The following is a 22,293-nucleotide window of genomic DNA, read 5'->3' as shown; positions in this document are numbered from 1 at the left end:
GCAGGTTGTTGGTTATTGGTTGTTGGTTGTTGGTTGTTGGTTGTCGGTTGTTGGTTGTTGGTTGTCGGTTGTTGGTTGTCGGGATTTGGAATTTAGAATTTGGAATTTGTGATTTGGAATTTGGAATTTGTGATTTGGAATTTGGAATTTGTGATTTGGAATTTGTGATTTGGAATTTGTGATTTGGAATTTGTGATTTGGAATTTGTGATTTGGAATTTGAATATTGAACCCCTGTAACTTATACACTACTACACTTTTAAACTCATTCCACTTTTACACATTGACACATTGACACATTGACACATTGCCTCATTTGCACATAACCGCGTTAGGGATTGAGGGATTGTTGAAGCTCGCCTGAGGTACGAGGGCAGCGACTCCCGAAAGCCCGGGCCGAAGGTAACGCCCATATTCTCCATAAACTTTATATTTTTGCGGTCTTAACTAGTTGTGCCTTGAAGGATACGTATCGTACTATTGCTGCTGCGACGGCACCGGTTCTTTTTAAAGAAAAACAGAGTAAGTTTTTGGGCTATGCGTTTCCTGTAAAAACAGAAGCGGAAGTTAAAACGTATCTTGAACAACTGCGAAAGGAACATCTGGGGGCGGTTCATTTTTGTTACGCTTATCAATTGGGCGCGGAGACAAAACAGTACCGTGCCAACGACGATGGGGAACCTTCTAACTCCGCTGGAATGCCTATTTATGGACAGTTGTTGTCGTTTGATCTCACCAATGTGTTAGTGGTAGTAGTTCGGTATTATGGCGGCATTAAATTGGGCGTTGGTGGACTCATGACAGCCTATCGTATGACGGCTCTATGCTCCTTGGAAACGGCACAAATTGAAGAACGTACAATCGATGTTGCGTTTAAAATAGGCTTTGATTACCCCATGCTCAACAAAGTGATGCGTTTGGTTAAGGAACACCAATTAACCATTACCCATCAATCGCACGAAATGCGCTGTGAGATGATTGTCGCTACCCGCAAAAAGAACGTAGAAAAGTTGCAGGGAGTTCTTGCAGCTTGGCACGATATTACATGGGAATTGATCGATTAAGAAACGGAGTCAATAATGGCTAAAACTTCGGCGGGGGGAATGATGGGGCGTCCTGTTTTTACGTCGACAAAAACAAGGATAAAATGAGCAGTTGTTAATAACTCATCGGATTCACTGCGGATTTCGCAATCAAATTCAATCTTTACCCCTTTATATTGCCGTAATCGTGTAATGACCGTGAGCAGATCGTCGTAGCGGGCCGGTTTTTTGTAATTGATGTGCATGGAAACAATGGGTAATGCCACACCGCTCTCTTCCAACGCTTTATAAGAAATCCCTTGATTTCTAAGCCATTCCACACGTCCAATTTCAAAATACGGGACATAACTCCCATGGTACACCACCCCCATTTGATCGGTTTCGCTGTAGCGAACGCGAATTTGTACTTCGTTTAATTTCATCTATATTTTTATGCTGTTAATCTATGATTCTTGTTTTCTTTACAACAATATTTTCAAAAAATCAATAGGGTTTAATTTTTTTTTAACCAAAATTGTTCACATATTTGTTAACCCAAAATCAGGGATATTTTTCCCACTTTTCCTCAGCAACAGAACCTTTAACTAAAGTATTAATTTTAACAGATTTATGAGTAAAACTGCGCAATCAGTATGGGAAAATTGTCTGTCTTTTATCAAAGACAATATTCAAGAGCAAGCTTACAAAACTTGGTTTGAACCGATCAAATCCGTTGAACTTACTGATAATGCGTTATACATTCAAGTTCCTAGTAAATTCTTTTACGAATGGCTAGAGGAACACTATGTAAAGCTGTTAAAAGTTGCCCTGACCCGTGAGCTAGGGAAAAACGCAAAGTTACTGTATAAAATTAAGATGGAAAACACGTACGGCAACAAACAGCCGTTTACGGAACAGTTGCCTAGTGCGCATCGTAGTCCTATTAAATCTCAAAATGTCGATGCTCCCTTCAAAAACTTGAATCCTGAACTTAAAAATCCGTTTGTGATTCCGGGCATTCGCAACGTCAAAATCGAATCGCAGTTAAATCCGAATTACAGTTTTGACAACTTCTTGGAGGGCGATTCCAATCGTTTGGCGCGCTCGGCTGGTTTGGCAGTAGCCAATAAACCGGGGGGAACCTCGTTTAACCCTTTATTGATTTTTGGAGGCGTTGGCTTGGGAAAAACCCATTTGGCACATGCGATTGGGGTAGAAATTAAAGATAAATATCCTGAGAAAACGGTATTGTACATTTCTGCTGAAGTGTTTACCCAACAATATATTGATTCGGTAAAAAAGAACAACCGCAATGATTTTATCCATTTTTATCAACTCATTGATGTTTTGATTATTGATGATGTTCAATTTTTATCGGGTAAATCAGGAACACAAGATGTATTCTTCCACATATTCAACTACTTGCATCAAAATGGAAAACAAGTGATTTTGACTTCGGACAAAGCGCCTGTCGACATGCAAGACATTGAGCAACGGTTGTTGTCGCGCTTTAAGTGGGGACTCTCCGCAGAGCTTCATCAACCCGATTATGAAACACGCGTATCGATTTTACGCAACATTTTGTTCCGCGACGGCGTAGAAATGCCCAATGAAATCGTGGAATATGTTGCTCAAAACATTAAATCCAATGTACGAGAATTGGAAGGAGCCATTATTTCCCTTATTGCGCAATCATCTTTCAACAAAAAAGAAGTTACCCTCGATTTAGCGAAGAGCATTGTCGAAAAGTTTGTGAAAAATGTGAAACGTGAGATTTCAATCGACTACATCCAAAAAGTAGTTTCCGATTATTTCCAACTGGATATTGACACGTTACAATCCAAAACGCGCAAACGTCATGTGGTACAAGCGCGCCAATTGGCTATGTTTTTTGCTAAAAAATTTACCAAAGCTTCTTTAGCCAATATTGGGGCTAAAATTGGTGATCGCGATCACGCCACAGTTTTGCATGCTTGTAAAACGGTTGACAACCTTGTCGCTACCGACAAACAGTTTAAAAAGTTTGTGGAAGATATCAACAAAAAGTTGTCGTTGTAGATGGGTTTCGTACTTTTGTGCGAAATTCTTAGCCTAGTATCATGTCCGTAAAAATTTTGATGGTTTGCTTAGGAAACATTTGCCGTTCTCCTTTGGCGGAGGGTCTTTTAGCATCTAAATTACCACAAGACAAATTCATCGTAGACTCGGCGGGTACAGGAAATTACCATGTAGGCCGTCAACCGGATGCGCGTTCCATAGCCACTGCGGAGAAAAACGGTCTTTCCATAGCACAACAACGCGCCCGACAATTTACCTCTCGTGACTTTGACACCTTTGATTATATTTTCGTGATGGATAATTCCAATTACGACGATGTGATTGCTTTGGCAAAAAACGAATCCCATAAAAAGAAAGTCGATTTGATTCTAAACGCCTTATTCCCCGGCGACAATGTTGACGTTCCCGATCCGTACTACGGTTTGCAAAATGGGTTCGACATGGTCTATGAAATGCTTGACGAAGCCACCGATATTATTGCCCAACGTTTATTGGAAAAATCGAGTTGATGGAATCAAATCCTAAAGGCAAACTATACCTTATTCCTATACCATTGGGCGAAAACAACCCTATGGAAGTCTTGCCTTTTACAGTACAACGGGCTGTAGAAACCTTAGATTATTATGTGGTTGAAAATGAGAAAACGGCTCGTCGATTTATCAAAAAAATTGCTCCTGAAAAACCGCAACCTTCTTTACACCTTTACACCTTAAACAAACATACGGATGTACAGGAACATCGCGGAATGATACAACCTTGTTTGGAGGGAATATCGGTAGGTTTAATGAGTGAAGCCGGTTGTCCAGGCGTTGCCGATCCGGGTGCTGTTATTGTAAAATTAGCACACGAATTGGGCATACAAGTCATTCCTTTGGTGGGTCCTTCCTCGATTTTGCTGGCGTTGATGGCTAGTGGGATGAATGGCCAAAGTTTTGCATTTAACGGATATCTACCCATTGATAAAAATGATAAAAAAGCTACCCTAAAAAACTGGGAACGTCTCTCTCAAGAACGCAATCAATCGCAATTATTTATCGAAACACCGTATCGAAACAATAAACTCATGGACGATTTGATGCAAACATTGCATCCCAACACCTTACTCTGTGTGGCAACCGATATTACGCTTCCCACCGAATACATCAAAACCTTACGAATTGCCGATTGGAAACGCAATAAAGTAGACCTTGACAAGCGCCCTACCCTCTTTATTCTTCACAAAAACGCATAAAAAAACCTCCTAAAGGAGGTTCTCTTAATTAATTTACTTTCGGATTTTTCTCCGCTTTAATCTGGTGGGTTTCGTAGCCCCCGAATCGTTTCATATAGGTTTTCACCGAAGTACCATAACCATCATGGCATTTGCGTTTTCCTTGCGACTCTAAAAATCGGCGTACCGAACCCGGTCCACCCAAATGAGCCGCTGCCAAAATACCCGACTCCGTAACATACACGCCATCAATGGTCTTTCCGCGATAGCGTTTAATTTCGTCCTGTAATATCCATTTGTGCTTTTTCAACAAAGCCACAAAAGCTTTTTCTTGCATTTCTGGACTGCGCATAAAGGCAGAAGGATTATGGACACCTATCGAGGCTAAGGTTTGTGTTCCAAATTGGTACTTCCCCATAAATCCTTTGGTATTCACTTTTCGGTAATTGCCCTGCGATTCCTTAAAAGCAAGTGCTTCGCGGAAACCGATAAAATATTTCCCTGTAAAAGGAATGGCATTGTGGGTGTAATCTGAGGGATTTAAAGAAGGATATTGATACAACAATTCCTCATCTTCACTAATGTGAAACCAATCGTGTGCTTCGACATTGAGAGGTTTGAATGCGGAACTAATAAATCCGATAACAAGTAAAATGGTAAGGTAATACGTCCATTTTCTGATCATAAAGTGTGTTTTCCAAGTCCTGTCACCACTTGATTAGCGGGGGCAAATATACGACCTTTTTTAATATAAAACTTGAATATCAGGCAGTTAATTAATTCTTAAAAATAAATCCAATGCCCAATCCACTTTCCGGAGGCTTGATATTCAAGGGTTGGCGCTGGAATTTTCACCACATTAAAAACAGAAAAAAGGGTTTTTAAAAGCCTATTATTTGTGCGTATTTTCGTTAGATTTATGTCCAAACTAAGATAAAACTGTCGTTGACGCGTGTCATTGCCCCCCGCCAAAAATGCCTTTGACTCACTGCGACCGGCGAGCATACCGTCGGCTCCGTATCCCAAAGCAATACACAACCAAGGTGGAATTTTTGAAGATTTAAAAAAATCGGCTAAAGTAAACGACAACCAATACGTTTGACCATTGTAATCTTTAAGCAGTTGCTCTTGAAAACTTGAGCCTAAAATAGTGGGGCGTTGGGGCGCAAAATGGGTTTGTTGGAAGGAAAATTTGGGTACAATTCGTTGCTCTTTCCACAGTAATTCTTGTCCCACATACAAAGCCGTTCCAGAAGTATTGGCAATGATGTCGCCCCATGAGGCTCCCCATTCGGCCGAGAATCCATCAAAAACTTCAACAGCAGTCATAAAGGCTAAAGCGGAGGCCGACCCATAAAGCAACTGACTTTTGGTCGTCATCCCTGCCCAACGAAACGACTCGGCACCTAACCGGCTTAAATGGTAACAGGAAAATACATGTCCCGCTTTGTCCATTTGTAGCCATTCGTTATTGTCATTTATAAAATGAAATTGCGATTGGGGATACCCTTTATACCATAATTGATGAAGACCAACCAATGCGGTTGCCCCCAATCCAGCAGTGGTGATTACAACGGCATTTCTTCGGGGAATATGTAAGGTATCTGATGGTTTTAGAAACGAATACGATTCTTGTTGCGCATGCAAACTCCCCGCGAAGAGTCCAACAAATAAAAGCAACCACCGGAACATGGTTATCGCGTTGTACCTGTTGAATTAATCCAATCGGCGTAGCGTTTTGCATTGATTTGATGTTCGGCATATGAAGATGCAAACTCATGGTACCCAAAACGATCTACGCTAGCACAGAAAAATATAAAATTATGTTTTTCGGGTTGTAAGACAGCATCAATTGCAGAGATATCGGGCATGGCAATAGGTCCTGGAGGCAACCCTGCATATACATACGTATTGTAGGGTGAATCAATCGATAAATCGGCAAACAAGACCCTTTTGATTACTTGCGTAAAATCATTGGATTTTAATTTCAATGCATAAATAACTGTGGGATCGGCTTGCAATGGCATACCTTGATTTATACGATTCAAATAAGCCCCAGCAACGCGAGGACGTTCATCTTTTTTTACTGTTTCTTTATGAACAATAGAGGCCAGTGTAATCACTTCAACAGGAGACATCCCAAGTTTTTCGGCCTTAGCCAGCCGATCGGCATTCCAGAAACGTTTGTATTCTTGAAGCATTTTATCGCGAAATTTCTCCGCCGAAACATTCCAATAAAATTCATACGAATTGGGAATGAACATCGCCATCACATTTTCTTTGGTAAAACCATTTTCTTTTAAAAATACACTATCCCGGAACACCCTCAAAAGTTGGGTCGTATCGGGTTCTATTTGTTGGCTAAAACGCACACACAAATCCTCCAAACGTTCTTGGTTGTTGAAGGTTAGCTTTACTGGTCTGTTGTGACGTAAAGCGGCTACCAAACCGAAGTTCCCCATTCCTTTCTCCAATAAAAACCGACCGGGCTTCACATTTTTATCGTACCGACGAAGCGCCGCCATATTTTCAAAACCGCCCATACCGTTGATGTAGGGCGCCATTATTTTTTTGACATCTTCAAAAGTAGAGCCTGTAGGTATAGTAACCCATTTCTCATTTTCATTGAAAGTAGTATTGGAAGCAAAAAAACGCAGGTAACCCGCTATTCCTATAAGCAAAGCCAAACCTCCAAGGATGTAAAGTAGTTTTTTCTTATTCGCGAACATGTTCGTTGTTTTTGTTTTGAATCAATTGATAAAGTGCTTCGTCAAAATACTGCCCGTTTCGATAAATCCAATCTTTTTTCAGGCCAATTTTTTGAAAGCCAAATGTAGTAAAAAGAGCGGTGCTTGCGGTATTTTCTACACCGATATTTGCATAGACCTGATGCAATTGCAAGTGATGAAAAGCATACTTTATGAGCAACTCTAGCGCTTCTTTACCTAAGCCCTTCCCGCGATCCTCTTCATCTTTGATAAGGATGCCAATTCCTGCACGTCGATGCACTGGGTCAAAATCGAAAAGATCAATTAAACCAATCGCCGTGGCCGATCCTTGTAAACAAATGGCTAAACGAAGTTGTTTGGCTTCAAAAATATCGTGATGCGCGTTTTCGAGGTATTGCCGAATCAAAAACCGACTGTAAGGCGTGAGGGTATGGCTCACTTCCCAAATGGATTCGTCATTTTCAATAGCATATAAAAACTCTAAATCTTCAGGCTCTAAAGCACGTAGATAAACCGAATGTCCTTGTAATGTTTGCATCAGAGTTCTATTTTTCCTTCAAATACAAATGTAGCAGGCCCAATCAAATGCACTTGGGTGTATCTTCCGTCCACCACCGTAAAGGAAACTTGTAGCTTCCCGCCTTCTACCGCTAAATCAATCAAAGAGGCATGCGTTTTTCCCAGCGCCTGCATGGCTATAGCAACCGCTGTAGCCCCCGTTCCGCAAGACAGCGTTTCATCTTCTACTCCCCGTTCATAGGTTCGCAATCGAAAATGATTATCGCTCAATGGTTGCACAAAATTGACATTACTCCCCGCCTGTCCGTACAATTTTGAATACCGAATAGCTGCCCCTTCTTTTTTAACATCAAGCTGATCCAAATCGTCGACCAAGGTTACATGATGCGGTGAACCCGTGTTGAGAAAAACATAATCGGATTGAAACGAAATTTCGTTTACATCTATCATTTGTAGTGAGACCACATCTGAATCGGAAATCGTTGCATGATGCAAACCGTCCACTGCCAAAAATGTAGCACAAGTATGGATAATGCCCAACTTTTTGGCAAATGCGGTCAAACAACGCCCTCCGTTTCCACACATACTGCTCTCTTGTCCGTCGGCATTATAATACACCATTTTAAAATCGACCTTTTCGGCAGACGTGTCGGTCAAATTGTCATTTTCCAACAAAATCAACCCATCGGCACCAATGCCAAAGCGTCGGTTGCACATATATTGGATGGTTTTGGTATCATTTTTGGGAAACGTGAGTTGACGGTTGTCAATCAGTATAAAGTCGTTTCCTGTGCCGTGGTATTTGTAAAAGGGAATAGTCATTTTTATACGAACCTAAAGTACAAAGTTACAAATATTAAAGGCACGCCAAACAATGTTAAACGAGCGTTAAAGGAAAAATGACCGGGTAATAATTTTATAATTTTGAGGTTAAATAGTAGATAAAAATTAAAGAAATGAAACGATATAGTGCATTATTATTTATAGCCATTGTAAGTGGAGCCACTACGTTGGTAGGGTATAAACTGTTTTTTGAATCCCAACGCAAGGGGAATTCAATTGTAACCATGGCACCCCAATATGGCTCACGCAATGTGACCTTGGGCGCAGAAAATATAGATTTCACTGCGGCAGCCGATCAAGCGGTACATACGGTAGTTCACGTTAAAAATGTTTCGGTTCGCACAGTTTACGACCCGATTCGTGAATTTTTCTATGGCGCGCGCGGCGGGATTCAACAAGAGCAAATCGGTACCGGTTCGGGTGTAATTATTTCGCAAGACGGCTATATTGTGACCAACAACCACGTGATCAAAGATGCCAATCAACTTGAAGTCACTTTAAACAATAAAAAAGTGTATAAGGCGAAGTTAATTGGAACCGATTCTAAAATGGATATTGCTTTGTTAAAAATTGACGCCGATGAAAAACTCCCCTATGCCACCTTCGCCGATTCTGATCAAGTTCGTGTTGGCGAATGGGTGTTGGCGGTAGGTAACCCGTACAATTTAACCTCAACAGTAACAGCGGGGATTGTATCGGCCAAAGCGCGTAATTTGGACACCAATGGTATTCAATCCTTTATTCAAACAGATGCGGCGGTAAATCCAGGAAACAGTGGAGGTGCATTGGTCAATACGCGTGGCGAGTTGATTGGAATTAACACCATGATTTCTTCTCCTACGGGAAGTTATGCGGGATATTCTTTTGCTGTACCCTCCAACATTACCCGAAAAATCATTGAAGACATCATGGAGTTTGGGAATGTACAACGCGGTGTTTTGGGCGCTGTTGGAAATGAATTGAATGGGGTTCGGGCCAAAGAGTTGGGCATCAAGCAAACGGAAGGCTATTACATAACTAATGTGATTGAAAATTCGGGAGCGGCAAAAGCAGGCATCAAAAAAGGAGATGTTATTGTAAAATTGGACAACCAAAAGATAACTACCTATCCTGAATTAACGGGGTATTTGAATACCAAACGACCCAACGACCGAATTAATGTAACGGTGATTCGTGAAGGGCAAACCAAAGTAATTCCGGTAACCTTAGTCAAGAACGATGTGATTAATACAGAATTTAGAGGCTTAGAATTGGAAAATCTGTCGGCTGCCGATAAAAAACGGTACAATATTGAATCGGGAGTGCGGATTAAAAATGTGACCAATGAGCGATTACTACCCTACAAAGATGAATTGGTGGGAAGCATTATATTGAGCATTGACAATACGAATGCAGCGGATGTAGAGGCGGTTTCCAAAATGCTCGGAAACAAAGATGACCGCGAGGGAGCGAGTGTGCGTTTACTCACCAAAAACGGTCAGATTTTACGCTTTATAATCTAACCAAAATCTTCAAAAAAACGCAGTAGCCATTCGTACAGACGGGTGGCTATTTTTTTTGAAAAAAATGTTTCAATTTATTTTACGAAAACGTTATAGTTGATTACTTTTGCACCAAATTTTAAAACACAACTCCACCTTATCTTTTCAATCATGACAACAAACCAACAGTACGAAAAGGAACTTGCTTTTCAAGTTGACCGAAGAAAAGCAGCCATCGACATCATCAAAATTGTGAGTGATTTATGGTATGACAAATCCATAGAGTTAATCTTCTTCCGCAATCCTTTGTTGAATCGAAATGTAAGCGATGTAATGAACTTGCATGAATATGCGGGGGAATTCATTCAAAAACCAATAAATGTTTTTGATACTGTTGAAATTGCCAAAGCCTTATCGAATCTTGATTTACCGCCCTCACGCATTGATATTGGAAAGCTTACTTACGAATTCCACATGGACACTAATGCGGTGCATGATCCGCGTGCTTTTGTGATTGATCGTTTAAAGGAATCCAAAAAATCGCAGGAAATCAAGCCTAAAGATGTGGTTTTATATGGTTTTGGACGTATTGGTCGTTTGCTCGCTCGAGAAATGATGAGTAAAATTGGAAAAGGGGAACAATTGCGTTTACGTGCTATTGTTACCCGTGACCGCAACGATGCACAGTCATTGGAAAAAAGAGCTTCCTTGTTGCGGTACGACTCTGTTCATGGCGATTTTGAAGGATCTGTTTCAGCCGATGTCGAAAATAATGCCCTTATCATCAATGGAACTACAGTGCATATCATTACCGCTGCGGGTCCCGAGGAAATTGATTATACCCAATACGGAATTGAAGAGGCGCTCGTTATTGATAATACAGGAGCGTTTACTACGGAAGAAGCGTTAAAAAGACATTTGACATCCAAAGGGGTTGAAAAAGTATTGCTTACAGCGCCAGGAAAAGGCGTACCCAATATTGTTCACGGGGTAAATCATAATGATTATAATCCGGATGAAGTTAAAATTTATTCCGCGGCATCATGTACTACCAACGCGATTACCCCAGTTTTAAAAGCCATTGAAGATACCCTTGGTGTGGTAAAAGGACACTTAGAAACGATTCATGCCTACACCAACGACCAGAATTTGGTCGATAACATGCACAAAAAATACCGTCGTGGAAGAGCCGCAGCCCTGAATATGGTAATAACCGAAACGGGAGCTGGGAGTGCTGTTGCTAAAGCCTTGCCAAGTTTGGCTGGAAAACTAACCTCCAATGCAATTCGTGTTCCCGTACCCAATGGTTCATTGGTCGTTTTGAATTTGGAAGTAGGAAAAACGACTACGGTAGCGGAAGTCAATAACATTATGCGAAAATATGCCTTAGAAGGGGAATTGGTAGAGCAAATCAAATATTCACTCAACAACGAGTTGGTTTCTTCTGACATTGTAGGCACTTCAGCACCATCCATTTATGACAGCAACGCTACTATTGTTTCAGGCGATGGAAAAAATATTGTCTTATACGTTTGGTATGACAACGAGTATGGATACAGTCATCAGGTGATACGCCTAGCGAAATACATTTCCAAAGTACGACGCTATACGTACTATTAATAGTTATTAATTCAAAAAAAAAGTCCGGTGCTTAAGAAGTGTCGGACTTTTTTCATAAAATAATCTGAAAAATGCTATAATTCACCGAGTTATTGTTTTTTATCTAAATTATTTTTTTAAATTCGCCCCAAGTTAGATCCCAAACTACTTAACTATGAAACAATGCACCACGCTAATGCTCCTGTTGTTTGCTACCTTTGCATCAGCACAAAGCACTTGTAAAGAACAATGTGTCAAAACGTATCGCTACGGTTACAATGGCATGGAACTCATTGCCACCTCTCCCAAAGAGACCATAATTGTAAGCACGTACAACTCCAAACTAAGTATCAAAGAAGACATCGCCAATAAAGTGTACCAATATTATTGGGATGAATTACGAAATAATGATTCGGGTCCCGTGACGGTGACTATCGATGGTGATTTTGCAAAAGTTACGGGCAAATGTATTGTAACTAAAAAAGGAAAACTAACGGCTGTCGAATTTCACTTTGAAAAAATCGAATGGCCGAATGGCATCACCGAATTGTACCGAATGCATCAAGGGTAATCCCTATGCTAAATCGTATTGAAAACTCCTCCTTGTCGGGGGATTTTTTTTGCCTCATCTTGTAAAAAATAAGATTTATATTACAAATAATATCATTTATTACCATTTGTCGATTTTATTTGTATTTTATCGATTTTGTTCGTACACTTGATTCAGGAAAGTAAACAAGTTTAAACAATTCTGCCCCAAATCGAATTGTAACTTAACCTACGAATCTATGCGATACATTATCATTCTTATTCTGGGGATGATGAGTATGGGACAAAGTTTTGCACAAGGTAATTCGATCAAGCCTTATGCTTATGGTAAAAATGGTATGGAATACATTGTTCGATACCAGAGCGGTCACACGGTAATCGTGAGTACCTTTCATGCACGAGCAGACTTGGTGGAATCCATTTCCAAAGCGATGTTTCAATACTTTACCCAAAACAAACCTACCTCTGGCGCATGGATTACGCTTGAAGTTGAGGGTGCTAAAGTATCGGGAAGTTGTATCATCAAAGAAATCGATCGGTTGACCTCTGTAGAATTTCATTATGATACGGTCGTGCGGAGCAATGGCATAACCGAGGTTTACAGACCTGTTCGTCCCGACGTTCCCACGAGTACAGCACAAAGTGCTATTGCCATTGAAGAATAATGCTCATATTATATTTTGTTTTAGGTTATTACGAAAAACGCCCCTTGTGCAAGGGGCGTTTTTTTATTGCAAATGTATTACTAACCGTTTAGGCTTTCCCAGCGGCAGCAATAAGATTCAAGGCAGAACCCGCTTTAAACCATTCGATTTGACCCTCATTGTAACTGTGATTCGCCATGATCGTATCTTTAGACCCATCAGCGTGAACTACTTCAATGGTTAAGGGCTTCCCTGGAGCGAATGCTGTCAAGTCCACAAAGTTGAACGTGTCGTCTTCTTGGATTTTATCGTAATCAGCTTCATTAGCAAACGTTAGTGCCAACATCCCTTGCTTTTTAAGATTGGTTTCGTGAATACGAGCAAATGATTTTACCAAAACAGCTGAAACGCCTAAGTGTCTTGGTTCCATAGCTGCATGTTCACGCGACGATCCCTCACCATAGTTTTGGTCTCCTACTACAATCGATGGAATACCGGCCGCTTTGTAAGCACGCTGTACTTTTGGCACTTCATCATAGGCGCCTGTCAACTGATTTTTCACTGAATTTGCTTTTCCATTGAAAGCGTTTTCCGCACCAATCAACATATTATTGGAAATATTATCCAAGTGACCACGGAAACGCAACCATGGACCTGCCATCGAAATGTGGTCGGTGGTACATTTTCCAAACGCCTTAATCAATAATTTTGCGCCCGTAATGTTTTGACCGTTCCAAGGTGAAAAAGGATCCAACAGTTGTAAACGCTCTGACGTGGGCGATACCACCACTTCAACAGCACTTCCGTCAGAAGCAGGCGCTTGATATCCTGCATCTTCTACATCAAAACCTCGGTTGGGCAATTCATCGCCTACCGGTGGATTTAATTTAATGGCTTCACCGTTATCATTCAATAGCGTATCGGTAATCGGATTAAAGTCCAAACGCCCAGAAATTGCCAAAGCGGCCACCATCTCAGGGGAGGTTACAAAAGCATGGGTATTTGGATTTCCATCGGCGCGTTTCGAAAAGTTACGGTTGAACGAATGCACAATGGTGTTTTTCTCGCCTTTATCGGCTCCTTCACGATCCCATTGACCGATACAAGGACCACAAGCATTCGTAAATACTTTAGTTCCCATTTTTTCAAAAGCAGCCAAAATACCATCACGCTCAATGGTGTAACGAATTTGCTCTGAACCCGGATTAATACCAAATTCTGCTTTTGGGGTAATATTATTCGCTACAGCTTGTTCCACAATAGAGACTGCGCGCGACATATCTTCGTAGGAAGAGTTGGTACAAGAACCAATCAACCCCCACTCTACTTTCAAAGGCCAACCATTTTTAGCGGCCTCATCTTTCATCTTTGAAACAGGTGTTCCGCGATCAGGTGTAAAGGGCCCGTTGATATGGGGCTCCAATTCCGATAGATTGATCTCAATCAATTGGTCGAAGTACGTTTCAGGATTTGCATATACTTCAGGGTCGGCAGTCAAATAGGAGGCCACTTGATCGGCAGCATCAACTACGTCTTGGCGCCCTGTGGCAATCAAATAACGACGCATCGAATCATCATATCCGAAAGTTGAAGTGGTAGCTCCGATCTCGGCACCCATATTACAAATGGTTCCTTTTCCTGTACAAGACATTGCTATAGCTCCTTCGCCGAAATATTCAACGATTGCTCCTGTCCCTCCTTTTACGGTTAGGATATCGGCCACTTTTAAAATTACGTCTTTGGGAGCCGTCCAACCGTTCAATTTACCGGTTAGTTTCACTCCAATTAGTTTAGGGAACTTCAACTCCCATGACATACCCGACATTACATCAACTGCATCGGCACCACCCACACCAATTGCTAGCATCCCTAAACCTCCAGCATTTACAGTGTGTGAATCAGTACCAATCATCATACCGCCTGGGAATGCATAATTTTCTAGAACGATCTGGTGAATAATCCCAGAACCGGGCTTCCAGAATCCGATACCGTATTTATTTGAAACGGAAGATAAAAAATCAAAAACTTCTTTCGACTGTGAATTGGCAACCGCTAAATCGGTTTTTGCCCCCACTTTGGCTTGAATCAAGTGGTCACAATGAACGGTTGTAGGAACGGCTACTTTTGATTTCCCAGCGTGCATGAATTGCAACAAGGCCATCTGAGCCGTTGCATCTTGACAAGCGACACGGTCAGGAGCGAAATCAACATAATCTTTTCCTCTTGAAAAAGATTGCGAGGGAGTTCCTTCCCATAAGTGAGCATATAAAATCTTTTCTGAAAGTGTAAGCGGACGACCTACCAAGGCACGTGCTTTATCGACACGTTGTGGCATGTTGGCGTACACCTTTTTAATCATTTCAATATCAAAAGCCATATATAAAGGTTTATTTGTTTGCAACGCAAATTTACGAAATCGATATTCTTTAAAAAATTTTTAATCAAATATCTTTATCAGAAGAAATAATTTGCAAAAACCATAGTATTGCTATATGATTTTTATTAAAAAGGGAATAATTAAAAGAAAAATTAAAATAAGTTGATTTTTTTAACTAAAAATAACAAACTACGGGAAAACCCCTAGAAATTCATTTCCTTTTTTAGGGCTTTAAACACTAAAGAAATCCCCGAAAATAGTGTGATTAAGACAAGAATTAGCATAAAATACAACATCGTATTTAAGCCTTGTCCTTCTGAACGATTGGTCCAAATTTGAAAAAACACATAGGTGTAATAGCCTGCGAAAACGAAAGCGCCCATTGCAAGTAGAAGGCGTAGGATTCGTTGCTTCCAAAAAATACTAATGCCAATACACAGTCCTACAATTAAAGCAGGATAAAATACGGTTCCCGAACCCAAGTAATGCTCTAGAAACCAAAAAAGGGCAACCCCAAAAAGGAGAAATTCTGGAAGCAATGCCACCAACTTACGTCCCATTACAACAGCTTTTGAATAATCATTTCTTCAGTAATTCCCTCCGCATCAGCTTTGTAATTCTTTATAATACGGTGACGTAAAATCCCTTCTGCCACTGCCTGAACATTTTCACGATCGGGCGAAAACTTTCCTTGAAACGCTGCATGGGCTTTGGCGGCTAAGATTAAATTTTGTGAAGCGCGAGGACCTGCCCCCCAATCCAAATAATTCTTTACATAAGCATCGGCCATAGCGCCACTGGGTCGAGTTTTATTGACCAAACTTACGGCATATTCAATCACATTATCTGCCACTGGAATGCGTCGTATCAATTGCTGAAAATCAATAATCTCTTGGGCCGTAAATAAGGCATTAATTTCAGGCTTTTGGTCGTTGGTGGTAGACTTAACTACTTGAACTTCCTCCTCAAAAGTGGGATATTCAAGTTTGATGGCAAACATAAATCGGTCCAATTGCGCTTCTGGCAATGGATAAGTTCCTTCTTGCTCGATGGGATTTTGGGTTGCCAATACAAAATAGGGCAAATCCAATTTGTAATTGTGTCCGGCAATAGTTACTGCCCGCTCTTGCATCGCTTCTAAAAGAGCTGCTTGCGTTTTGGGTGGTGTTCGGTTAATTTCATCCGCCAAAATAATATTGGAAAAAACAGGGCCTTTGATAAACTTAAACTGTCGGTTTTCGTCCAAAATTTCACTTCCCAAAATATCAGAAGGCATCAAATCAGGGGTAAACTGTATCCGCTTGAAATGCAATCCTAACGCCTGAGCGATGGTATTCACCATTAATGTTTTGGCCAAACCGGGAACCCCAACGAGCAAAGCATGTCCCCCCGAAAAAATACTGAGTAAAATTTGATCTACTACAGCCTCTTGACCGACAATTGCTTTTCCAATTTCGTTTTTTAACTGATTCCGTTTTTCAACAAGATTTTGAATAGCCGTTACGTCTGACATAGGAATGCGTTTAAATTATTGTTTTAACCAGTTATTGGTGAATTTACAGTCGCGGTATTCCGCATTGATTTTGATGTACGTTTCTTTGATTTTTTCATCAAACCACTTAGCAATGGCTTTTAATTGTTTTTCTTTTAGTGCAAGCTCACGAATTTTTGTGTAATCCTTACTAAAATCAGCCAAATGTTCTTCCATTTTGGAAGTAACTGACATGATGATGTAGCGTTTTCCGTTGCGTCCGTCATCGTCAAAGAGCACTGGTGTCATTTCGCCCCCCTTCAAATTGGACACTTGGCCGTACATTTCGGGATCCATTTTGGTCAATTCAAAGTGAGTGTCTTGCGTTTTTGGATTAATTAACACCCCTCCGTTAGCGCGGGTTTCTTTCTCATCCGAAAACTTACGGGCAGCCTCTTCAAAAGTCAGCTCTTTATCGGCGATACGCTTACGCACCAACTCCGCTTTTTCACGCGCCTCTTTAAGTGAAGCACTCGTTACTTTGGGTTTTAATAAAATATGACGAATCTCTAAATCTTGACCGCGAATTTTTTCCAAATAAATGATATGGTATCCAAATTCTGTTTCGAAAGGCTCCGAAATTTCACCTTCTTGAAGTGAAAAGGCAATATCTTTAAACTCTTTGACAAAAGGAGTTTTCTTATTCATTTTGTAATACCCTCCTGTCGAACGTGAGCCAGGGTCTTCGGTATACAAAACCGCTTTGGTGGTAAAACTTGCACCGTTGAGCACTTCGTTTTTTATCTCCTTTAAGCGATCGATAACTACCTTTTTTTCTTCGTCACTCACTTTGGGATTGATTACAATTCGGGCAACCTCTACTTCAGCACCGATAAGAGGCAGATCGTCTTTGGAAAGACTTTTAAAAAAAGTGCGGGTTTCTTCGGGTGTAATTTCAACGGCACTCACAATTTTTTTAGTCATTTCGGAAGCCAACTGTTGCTGTTTCAAAATATCAAACAATTCGGTACGAAACTCATCTTCGTTGTCTTTCTTAAAATACTTAACCACCGCATCCATCGACTTTAACTGTTCTACCATGTAGTCAATCTGTTGGTTCATTCGATCTTTAACGTCCTCATCTTTGACTTGAATAGAGTCTTGAATCGCTTGATGCGCATACAGTTTTTCCTCCATTAATTTCCCGAGAATCTGACAGCGGGTAATGTCCTTGGTAGATTGCCCTTGACTTTCAATCTCAAGATAAGTTTTATCAATTTCAGAATCCAAAATATTATAATCCCCTACAGTGGCTACTATACCGTCAATACGTTTTTTTCGAAACTGATTTTCAACGGGTTTTTCAGGCTGTTTTTCGGGGATAATTTCCTGAGCCGATACAGCTACTACGGAAAAAAGAAAAACACTGAGGATACGAAAGATAGAAAAAGTACTATTCATGAATGTTTATTTCTTAATTTGTTGTTTTACCCGTTCAAAAACATCATTATTCACCTTGATGGTAAACTCTTTCTTCAGTTCGTTGATCCAATTTTGTTCGAGGTATTGTTGGTATTCGTTGGTCACACGGCCTTTACATTCTTCCAATGTCTTTATCCCCGCAGGTATGACTTTTCGTATGCGTGCCACATAATAATACTCCCCTTTTTGAGAGACATCGGTAACTTTTAAGTCGGGACTCACATTTTTGGGAAGCGCATCCACTCCTTCTTCATAAATCCCATCATACATCATTACATTTAATTTTTCGGCCGTATTAAACTTATCTTTAATCGCTTGAGCAGTGGCTCCTTTTTTCAACATCCCCATAACTTTTTTCATGATATCAGGTTGTGTTGAAGAAAAGACTTCCGCATCATAACGCGTTTTCCAAACATATTTCTGCTTGTTATTTTCATAAAAAGCGTTTAATCCCAAAGTATCTGTTTTCGATCGTTGCCAGATTTCTTTTTCCATCAAATCAAACAAAAGCAAACCATCACGATATTCATTCATGATAGCCGCAAACTCGGGATGGTCGTTTTCTAAATTCTCATTATTGTAAGAAGCGCGTTGCTCATCGGCAAAACGATCGAAATAAAAGTCCGCCAACTTGGCAACCGGTTTTAACCCCGCTGCATTTTTTTGTTGTGTGTAGAGGAAATCCAAGAAGTTGCCACCTGTTATCGCTTTCGTCCCTACGGTGAAAAGCGTGCCTTGGCATTTGGTCAAATCAGCTGGCATTTTCCACTCTCCTTTATAAAAATTATCGTCAAGGGTTTTGACCAATTCTTTGTACAACTTATTGTCGCGTTTCATCGGGTACTTTTGACGCAATTTTACCGCTAAGGCGTCGCTAATTTTTCGCGAACGGTCGTCACGTGCAATTTTTGTTTCCAATTCAGACTTCATTTCGTCTTTACTGCGCAAGGGATATTTTTCGTTGAATTTAACGATATGCCAACCGTAAGCCGTTTCAAAAGGCTTGGACAATGGCTGTTCTTTGCTTAATGCAAATGCTTCATTTTCAAAAACTTCAGAACTCAACTGACCCGATGCAAATTTATTCAACAGCCCCCCTTTCGTAGAAGACGACTTGTCTTCAGACAATTGTTTGGCCAATTCCTCAAAACTTTCACCTTGCTGTATTTTTTGATAAATTTCATCGATTTTGGTTTTGGCTTTTAAGGGATCTTCGCCTTCTTTTGGCTTGAGCACCATGATATGAGAGACTGAAATTTCGCCACGATTATTTCGAATATCATTGACTTTAATTAAATGATACCCAAATCGAGACCGCACGGGCATTGAAACTTTACCCACAGGTGTTTTGTACGCCCCGCTTTCAAAGGCATAAACCATTCGAAACGCAGTAAAATACCCTAAGTTCCCTTTGTTTTCTTTTGCCGAAGGATCTTGCGAAGTTTCTTCCGCAACCGCCCCAAAATCTTCCCCTCCTTTTACAATACGATCGCGAATAGCCATCGCTTTTTGATAGGCTGCTAAGGTATCAGCGGGAGCTGCATTTTCATCTACCATCAATAAAATGTGAGAAGCATTTATTTCTTTTTGCAAACGATCATACCCTTCATCCATCAAGGCTTGGGTAACTTTTGAATCCATTAAATAGGTCTTAGAAAGTTGCGTACGGTACGATTTTAACTCATTTTGATAAGCACTTCCTTGCTGTAGTCCTAATTTAAAAGCTTTGTTCACTTTCAACTTATAGCCAATGTACAAGTCCAAGTATTGATTTAAATCTTTTTGAGACTCATCTTTTACCAAATCTAAATTCTTGCGGTATACACGAATAAATTCGTCGGTGTAATAGGGTTGGTCATTAATGGTAAAAAGAACTTCTTTGGCTGTATTTTGTTGCTGAGAATGTACCGACAAAACGGTAAAAAACACCAATAGTAAAGAGCTTATTTTCATTCGCATCATAGAAATTATTATTTTTTCGTAAGCGCTTAAGAGCGTAAATATGAATCAACAAAAGTAACAAAACAGCACTATTACACAAGGTTGTAACCGACTATTAACAAAAATTTATTAACACCAATTCAAGGTTGTTTTTCCGCCAGGTTTGCATAAGGTTTTGGCAAAGAAACACTATTTTTGCACCCAATTTTGAAGCTATGAATTTTACACAAGAAATCGCACGGAGACGCACTTTTGGGATTATTTCTCACCCTGATGCTGGGAAAACAACCCTCACTGAAAAACTTTTACTTTTTGGAGGAGCCATTCAAGAGGCGGGTGCGGTAAAAAGTAATAAAATAAAAAAAGGAGCCACTAGTGACTTCATGGAAATTGAGCGCCAAAGAGGAATTTCGGTAGCGACATCCGTACTAGCTTTTAATTATAAGGATAAAAAAATCAATATCCTAGACACTCCTGGACACAAAGATTTTGCTGAGGATACCTATCGAACGCTTACGGCCGTTGACAGTGTTATTGTCGTAATTGACGTGGCAAAAGGGGTTGAGGAACAAACGGAAAAATTGGTTTCAGTATGCCGTATGCGCAAGATTCCGATTTTAGTCTTTATCAATAAATTGGATCGTGAGGGTAAAGATCCCTTTGATTTAATGGATGAAGTGGAAAAAAAACTCGGACTTCAGGTGACGCCAATGAGTTTTCCTATCGGGATGGGCTATGATTTCCAAGGGATTTATAATGTATGGGAAAAGAATATCAATCTCTTTAGTGGTGATAGCAGAAAAAACATTGAAGATGTTGTTGAAATAAAGGATTTAAAAAGCAACGAACTTGATCAAGTGGTTGGGGAAAAGGCGGCGGCCAAATTACGAGACGAACTAGAGCTGATTCAAGAAGTCTACCCCGAATTCGATCGAGAAGCCTATCTCGAAGGGAATTTACAACCCGTTTTCTTTGGATCGGCATTAAATAATTTTGGAGTACGTGAACTTTTGGATTGTTTTATTGAAATCGCACCAAGTCCACGTCCCAAAGATTCCGACACCCGCTTGGTGAAGCCTGAGGAAGAAAAGTTATCGGGGTTTGTATTTAAAATCCATGCGAATATGGACCCGAAGCACCGCGACCGTTTGGCGTTTGTAAAAATTGTATCGGGTACGTTTGAACGCAACAAACCGTACACCCATGTTCGCTTACAAAAGACGTTAAAATTTTCGAGTCCCAATGCCTTTTTTGCCGAGCGAAAGGAAATTGTAGACATCTCTTATCCAGGAGATATTGTGGGTTTACATGATACTGGAAATTTCAAAATTGGCGATACCCTGACCGAAGGTGAAATAATGAATTTTAAGGGAATTCCAAGTTTTTCACCCGAGCATTTTCGATACATCAACAATGCCGACCCCATGAAAGCAAAACAATTGGAAAAAGGCATTGATCAATTAATGGATGAAGGGGTAGCACAGTTGTTTACCTTGGAAATGAACAACCGTAAAGTCATTGGAACGGTAGGTGCTTTACAATATGAGGTAATTCAATACCGATTAGAACATGAATACGGCGCTAAATGTTCCTACGAGAATTTTCCCGTTCATAAAGCATGTTGGGTAAAACCTGAGGATCCTAAAAACGAGGAATTTGCCGAGTTCAAGCGCATCAAACAAAAGTTTTTAGCCCATGACAAATACGGACAGTTAGTGTTTTTGGCCGATTCTGATTTTACCATACAAATGACGCAAAGTAAATATCCTAGTGTGAAATTATTTTTTACATCAGAATCAGAATAAGTAAAGGATTACTTTAATCGTTTCTTAGTCCAATTTAAACGATTATTTTAATGATTTTAAGTTTTTATTAAAAAATGATTCTATCTTTGTGCCATCAAAATCTGAAAAGATGAAAAACAAGTTAGTTTATTTAACCGTTTTAGGCATAGTCTTATTCAACACTATGACCACCTTTGCCCAAGGGCCCGGGGATGATGAAGACGGTGGAGGATTGGAGGGTGGTGACCCTGCACCTGCCCCTATTGATACAAAATTGTATGTTTTAACTTTTATCTCTTTAGTATACGGATACTACCTTTTAAAAGGAAATAAACAAAAAGCATAAAGCATAATACAAATTATAAAAAGGAGTTGTTTTCGTAAACAGCTCCTTTTTTTGTGTCCTTACTTCTCATTATGGTGCTTACAACAAAAACATAGCAATAAAAAAGAAGCCGTCTCAATACTAAAATTTTGAGACGGTTTTTTTATTTGATTAAACTTTCATCAAAAGTTTACTATTTTAAAATGAGTTTAAAATTGCCTTTAAGCTGCAATTTTCTTTCTTAAGTTGTGTGCTAAAGC

At 40.2% G+C, this 22,293-nt stretch carries 21 protein-coding genes; 10 read left to right on the top strand and 11 right to left on the bottom strand.

What is annotated here, in order from left to right:
- The first annotated feature begins 457 nt into the window (after positions 1-457).
- Complete coding sequence (locus O9316_RS01105) at positions 458-1,063, top strand: YigZ family protein (RefSeq protein WP_298204438.1); 606 nt, start codon at positions 458-460, stop codon at positions 1,061-1,063.
- On the opposite strand, the gene O9316_RS01100 is transcribed toward O9316_RS01105, so the two are convergent.
- Positions 1,060-1,464 carry a thioesterase family protein gene (locus tag O9316_RS01100; RefSeq protein ID WP_298204439.1) on the bottom strand — a complete coding sequence of 135 codons (405 nt, stop codon included), beginning with the start codon at positions 1,462-1,464 and terminating at the stop codon, positions 1,060-1,062. The two genes, O9316_RS01105 and O9316_RS01100, sit on opposite strands and share 4 nt — an antisense overlap.
- 187 nt (positions 1,465-1,651) lie before the next feature.
- Between O9316_RS01100 and dnaA the strand changes: the two genes are divergently transcribed.
- The 3 genes from dnaA to O9316_RS01085 are packed head-to-tail and all read left to right on the top strand — an operon-like array spanning position 1,652 to position 4,310.
- On the top strand, positions 1,652-3,079 hold the full coding sequence (gene dnaA / locus O9316_RS01095) for a chromosomal replication initiator protein DnaA (protein WP_298204440.1): 1,428 nt from the start codon (positions 1,652-1,654) through the stop codon (positions 3,077-3,079).
- A gap of 41 nt (positions 3,080-3,120) precedes the next feature.
- Positions 3,121-3,588, top strand: a complete 468-nt coding sequence (locus O9316_RS01090) for a low molecular weight protein-tyrosine-phosphatase (protein WP_298204441.1) — start codon at positions 3,121-3,123, stop codon at positions 3,586-3,588.
- Complete coding sequence (locus O9316_RS01085; protein WP_298204442.1) at positions 3,588-4,310, top strand: SAM-dependent methyltransferase; 723 nt, start codon at positions 3,588-3,590, stop codon at positions 4,308-4,310. Before O9316_RS01090 ends, O9316_RS01085 begins: the two co-directional genes overlap by 1 nt.
- 28 nt (positions 4,311-4,338) lie before the next feature.
- On the opposite strand, the gene O9316_RS01080 is transcribed toward O9316_RS01085, so the two are convergent.
- From O9316_RS01080 to dapF, 5 genes are all read right to left on the bottom strand, one after another.
- Positions 4,339-4,974: a transglycosylase family protein gene (locus O9316_RS01080; RefSeq protein ID WP_298204443.1), complete on the bottom strand. Its 636-nt coding sequence runs from the start codon at positions 4,972-4,974 to the stop codon at positions 4,339-4,341.
- A gap of 98 nt (positions 4,975-5,072) precedes the next feature.
- Positions 5,073-5,981, bottom strand: coding sequence for a DUF2279 domain-containing protein (locus O9316_RS01075; protein WP_298204444.1), 909 nt, complete (start codon positions 5,979-5,981; stop codon positions 5,073-5,075).
- A 2-nt stretch (positions 5,982-5,983) separates the two neighbouring features.
- Positions 5,984-7,018: an endolytic transglycosylase MltG gene (mltG, locus tag O9316_RS01070; RefSeq protein ID WP_298204445.1), complete on the bottom strand. Its 1,035-nt coding sequence runs from the start codon at positions 7,016-7,018 to the stop codon at positions 5,984-5,986.
- Complete coding sequence (locus O9316_RS01065) at positions 7,005-7,556, bottom strand: GNAT family N-acetyltransferase (protein ID WP_298204446.1); 552 nt, start codon at positions 7,554-7,556, stop codon at positions 7,005-7,007. Before O9316_RS01065 ends, mltG begins: the two co-directional genes overlap by 14 nt.
- Positions 7,556-8,359, bottom strand: a complete 804-nt coding sequence (gene dapF, locus O9316_RS01060) for a diaminopimelate epimerase (RefSeq protein WP_298204447.1) — start codon at positions 8,357-8,359, stop codon at positions 7,556-7,558. The genes O9316_RS01065 and dapF overlap by 1 nt, the downstream gene beginning before the upstream one ends.
- A gap of 134 nt (positions 8,360-8,493) precedes the next feature.
- Here dapF and O9316_RS01055 point away from each other — a divergent pair, with 134 nt between their 5' ends.
- The 4 genes from O9316_RS01055 (at position 8,494) to O9316_RS01040 (ending at position 12,674) form a co-directional block, all read left to right on the top strand.
- Complete coding sequence (locus O9316_RS01055; RefSeq protein WP_298204448.1) at positions 8,494-9,882, top strand: trypsin-like peptidase domain-containing protein; 1,389 nt, start codon at positions 8,494-8,496, stop codon at positions 9,880-9,882.
- Positions 9,883-10,032: 150 nt separating this feature from the next.
- Positions 10,033-11,481: a glyceraldehyde-3-phosphate dehydrogenase gene (locus O9316_RS01050; protein WP_298204449.1), complete on the top strand. Its 1,449-nt coding sequence runs from the start codon at positions 10,033-10,035 to the stop codon at positions 11,479-11,481.
- Between the two features lie 154 nt (positions 11,482-11,635).
- A complete protein-coding gene (locus tag O9316_RS01045; RefSeq protein ID WP_298204450.1) occupies positions 11,636-12,031 on the top strand; it encodes a hypothetical protein in 396 nt (131 codons plus the stop codon).
- Between the two features lie 217 nt (positions 12,032-12,248).
- Complete coding sequence (locus tag O9316_RS01040; protein ID WP_298204451.1) at positions 12,249-12,674, top strand: hypothetical protein; 426 nt, start codon at positions 12,249-12,251, stop codon at positions 12,672-12,674.
- 88 nt (positions 12,675-12,762) lie between these two features.
- On the opposite strand, the gene O9316_RS01035 is transcribed toward O9316_RS01040, so the two are convergent.
- From O9316_RS01035 to O9316_RS01015, 5 genes are all read right to left on the bottom strand, one after another.
- On the bottom strand, positions 12,763-15,030 hold the full coding sequence (locus O9316_RS01035) for an aconitate hydratase (RefSeq protein WP_298204452.1): 2,268 nt from the start codon (positions 15,028-15,030) through the stop codon (positions 12,763-12,765).
- A gap of 203 nt (positions 15,031-15,233) precedes the next feature.
- Complete coding sequence (locus O9316_RS01030; protein WP_298204453.1) at positions 15,234-15,590, bottom strand: hypothetical protein; 357 nt, start codon at positions 15,588-15,590, stop codon at positions 15,234-15,236.
- A complete protein-coding gene (locus tag O9316_RS01025) occupies positions 15,590-16,543 on the bottom strand; it encodes a MoxR family ATPase (protein ID WP_298204454.1) in 954 nt (317 codons plus the stop codon). The genes O9316_RS01030 and O9316_RS01025 overlap by 1 nt, the downstream gene beginning before the upstream one ends.
- Before the next feature lie 15 nt (positions 16,544-16,558).
- Entirely contained in the window at positions 16,559-17,962 is a 1,404-nt protein-coding gene (locus O9316_RS01020; protein ID WP_298204455.1) for a peptidylprolyl isomerase, read from the bottom strand.
- Positions 17,963-17,968: 6 nt separating this feature from the next.
- A complete protein-coding gene (locus O9316_RS01015; protein ID WP_298204456.1) occupies positions 17,969-19,945 on the bottom strand; it encodes a peptidylprolyl isomerase in 1,977 nt (658 codons plus the stop codon).
- Between the two features lie 194 nt (positions 19,946-20,139).
- Here O9316_RS01015 and O9316_RS01010 point away from each other — a divergent pair, with 194 nt between their 5' ends.
- Both O9316_RS01010 and O9316_RS01005 read left to right on the top strand, forming a co-directional pair.
- The gene (locus tag O9316_RS01010) at positions 20,140-21,729 is read left to right on the top strand and encodes a peptide chain release factor 3 (protein WP_298204457.1); all 1,590 of its coding nucleotides are present in this window, start codon (positions 20,140-20,142) and stop codon (positions 21,727-21,729) included.
- Positions 21,730-21,838: 109 nt separating this feature from the next.
- Entirely contained in the window at positions 21,839-22,054 is a 216-nt protein-coding gene (locus O9316_RS01005; RefSeq protein ID WP_298204459.1) for a hypothetical protein, read from the top strand.
- The last annotated feature ends 239 nt before the right edge of the window (positions 22,055-22,293 follow it).

Source organism: Flavobacterium sp. (assembly GCF_027533505.1).
GTDB lineage: Bacteria > Bacteroidota > Bacteroidia > Flavobacteriales > Flavobacteriaceae > Flavobacterium.
This window is presented reverse-complemented; position numbering and strand designations above follow the sequence as displayed.

Excerpts from the sequence above, each read along its gene's own strand:
- O9316_RS01100 (WP_298204439.1), bottom strand. The coding sequence starts at position 1,464 with ATGAAATTAAACGAAGTACAAATTCGCGTTCGCTACAGCGAAACCGAT.
- dnaA (WP_298204440.1), top strand. The coding sequence starts at position 1,652 with ATGAGTAAAACTGCGCAATCAGTATGGGAAAATTGTCTGTCTTTTATC.
- O9316_RS01090 (WP_298204441.1), top strand. The coding sequence starts at position 3,121 with ATGTCCGTAAAAATTTTGATGGTTTGCTTAGGAAACATTTGCCGTTCT.
- O9316_RS01085 (WP_298204442.1), top strand. The coding sequence starts at position 3,588 with ATGGAATCAAATCCTAAAGGCAAACTATACCTTATTCCTATACCATTG.
- O9316_RS01080 (WP_298204443.1), bottom strand. The coding sequence starts at position 4,974 with ATGATCAGAAAATGGACGTATTACCTTACCATTTTACTTGTTATCGGA.
- O9316_RS01075 (WP_298204444.1), bottom strand. The coding sequence starts at position 5,981 with ATGTTCCGGTGGTTGCTTTTATTTGTTGGACTCTTCGCGGGGAGTTTG.
- mltG (WP_298204445.1), bottom strand. The coding sequence starts at position 7,018 with ATGTTCGCGAATAAGAAAAAACTACTTTACATCCTTGGAGGTTTGGCT.
- O9316_RS01065 (WP_298204446.1), bottom strand. The coding sequence starts at position 7,556 with ATGCAAACATTACAAGGACATTCGGTTTATCTACGTGCTTTAGAGCCT.
- dapF (WP_298204447.1), bottom strand. The coding sequence starts at position 8,359 with ATGACTATTCCCTTTTACAAATACCACGGCACAGGAAACGACTTTATA.
- O9316_RS01055 (WP_298204448.1), top strand. The coding sequence starts at position 8,494 with ATGAAACGATATAGTGCATTATTATTTATAGCCATTGTAAGTGGAGCC.
- O9316_RS01050 (WP_298204449.1), top strand. The coding sequence starts at position 10,033 with ATGACAACAAACCAACAGTACGAAAAGGAACTTGCTTTTCAAGTTGAC.
- O9316_RS01045 (WP_298204450.1), top strand. The coding sequence starts at position 11,636 with ATGAAACAATGCACCACGCTAATGCTCCTGTTGTTTGCTACCTTTGCA.
- O9316_RS01040 (WP_298204451.1), top strand. The coding sequence starts at position 12,249 with ATGCGATACATTATCATTCTTATTCTGGGGATGATGAGTATGGGACAA.
- O9316_RS01035 (WP_298204452.1), bottom strand. The coding sequence starts at position 15,030 with ATGGCTTTTGATATTGAAATGATTAAAAAGGTGTACGCCAACATGCCA.
- O9316_RS01030 (WP_298204453.1), bottom strand. The coding sequence starts at position 15,590 with ATGGGACGTAAGTTGGTGGCATTGCTTCCAGAATTTCTCCTTTTTGGG.
- O9316_RS01025 (WP_298204454.1), bottom strand. The coding sequence starts at position 16,543 with ATGTCAGACGTAACGGCTATTCAAAATCTTGTTGAAAAACGGAATCAG.
- O9316_RS01020 (WP_298204455.1), bottom strand. The coding sequence starts at position 17,962 with ATGAATAGTACTTTTTCTATCTTTCGTATCCTCAGTGTTTTTCTTTTT.
- O9316_RS01015 (WP_298204456.1), bottom strand. The coding sequence starts at position 19,945 with ATGATGCGAATGAAAATAAGCTCTTTACTATTGGTGTTTTTTACCGTT.
- O9316_RS01010 (WP_298204457.1), top strand. The coding sequence starts at position 20,140 with ATGAATTTTACACAAGAAATCGCACGGAGACGCACTTTTGGGATTATT.
- O9316_RS01005 (WP_298204459.1), top strand. The coding sequence starts at position 21,839 with ATGAAAAACAAGTTAGTTTATTTAACCGTTTTAGGCATAGTCTTATTC.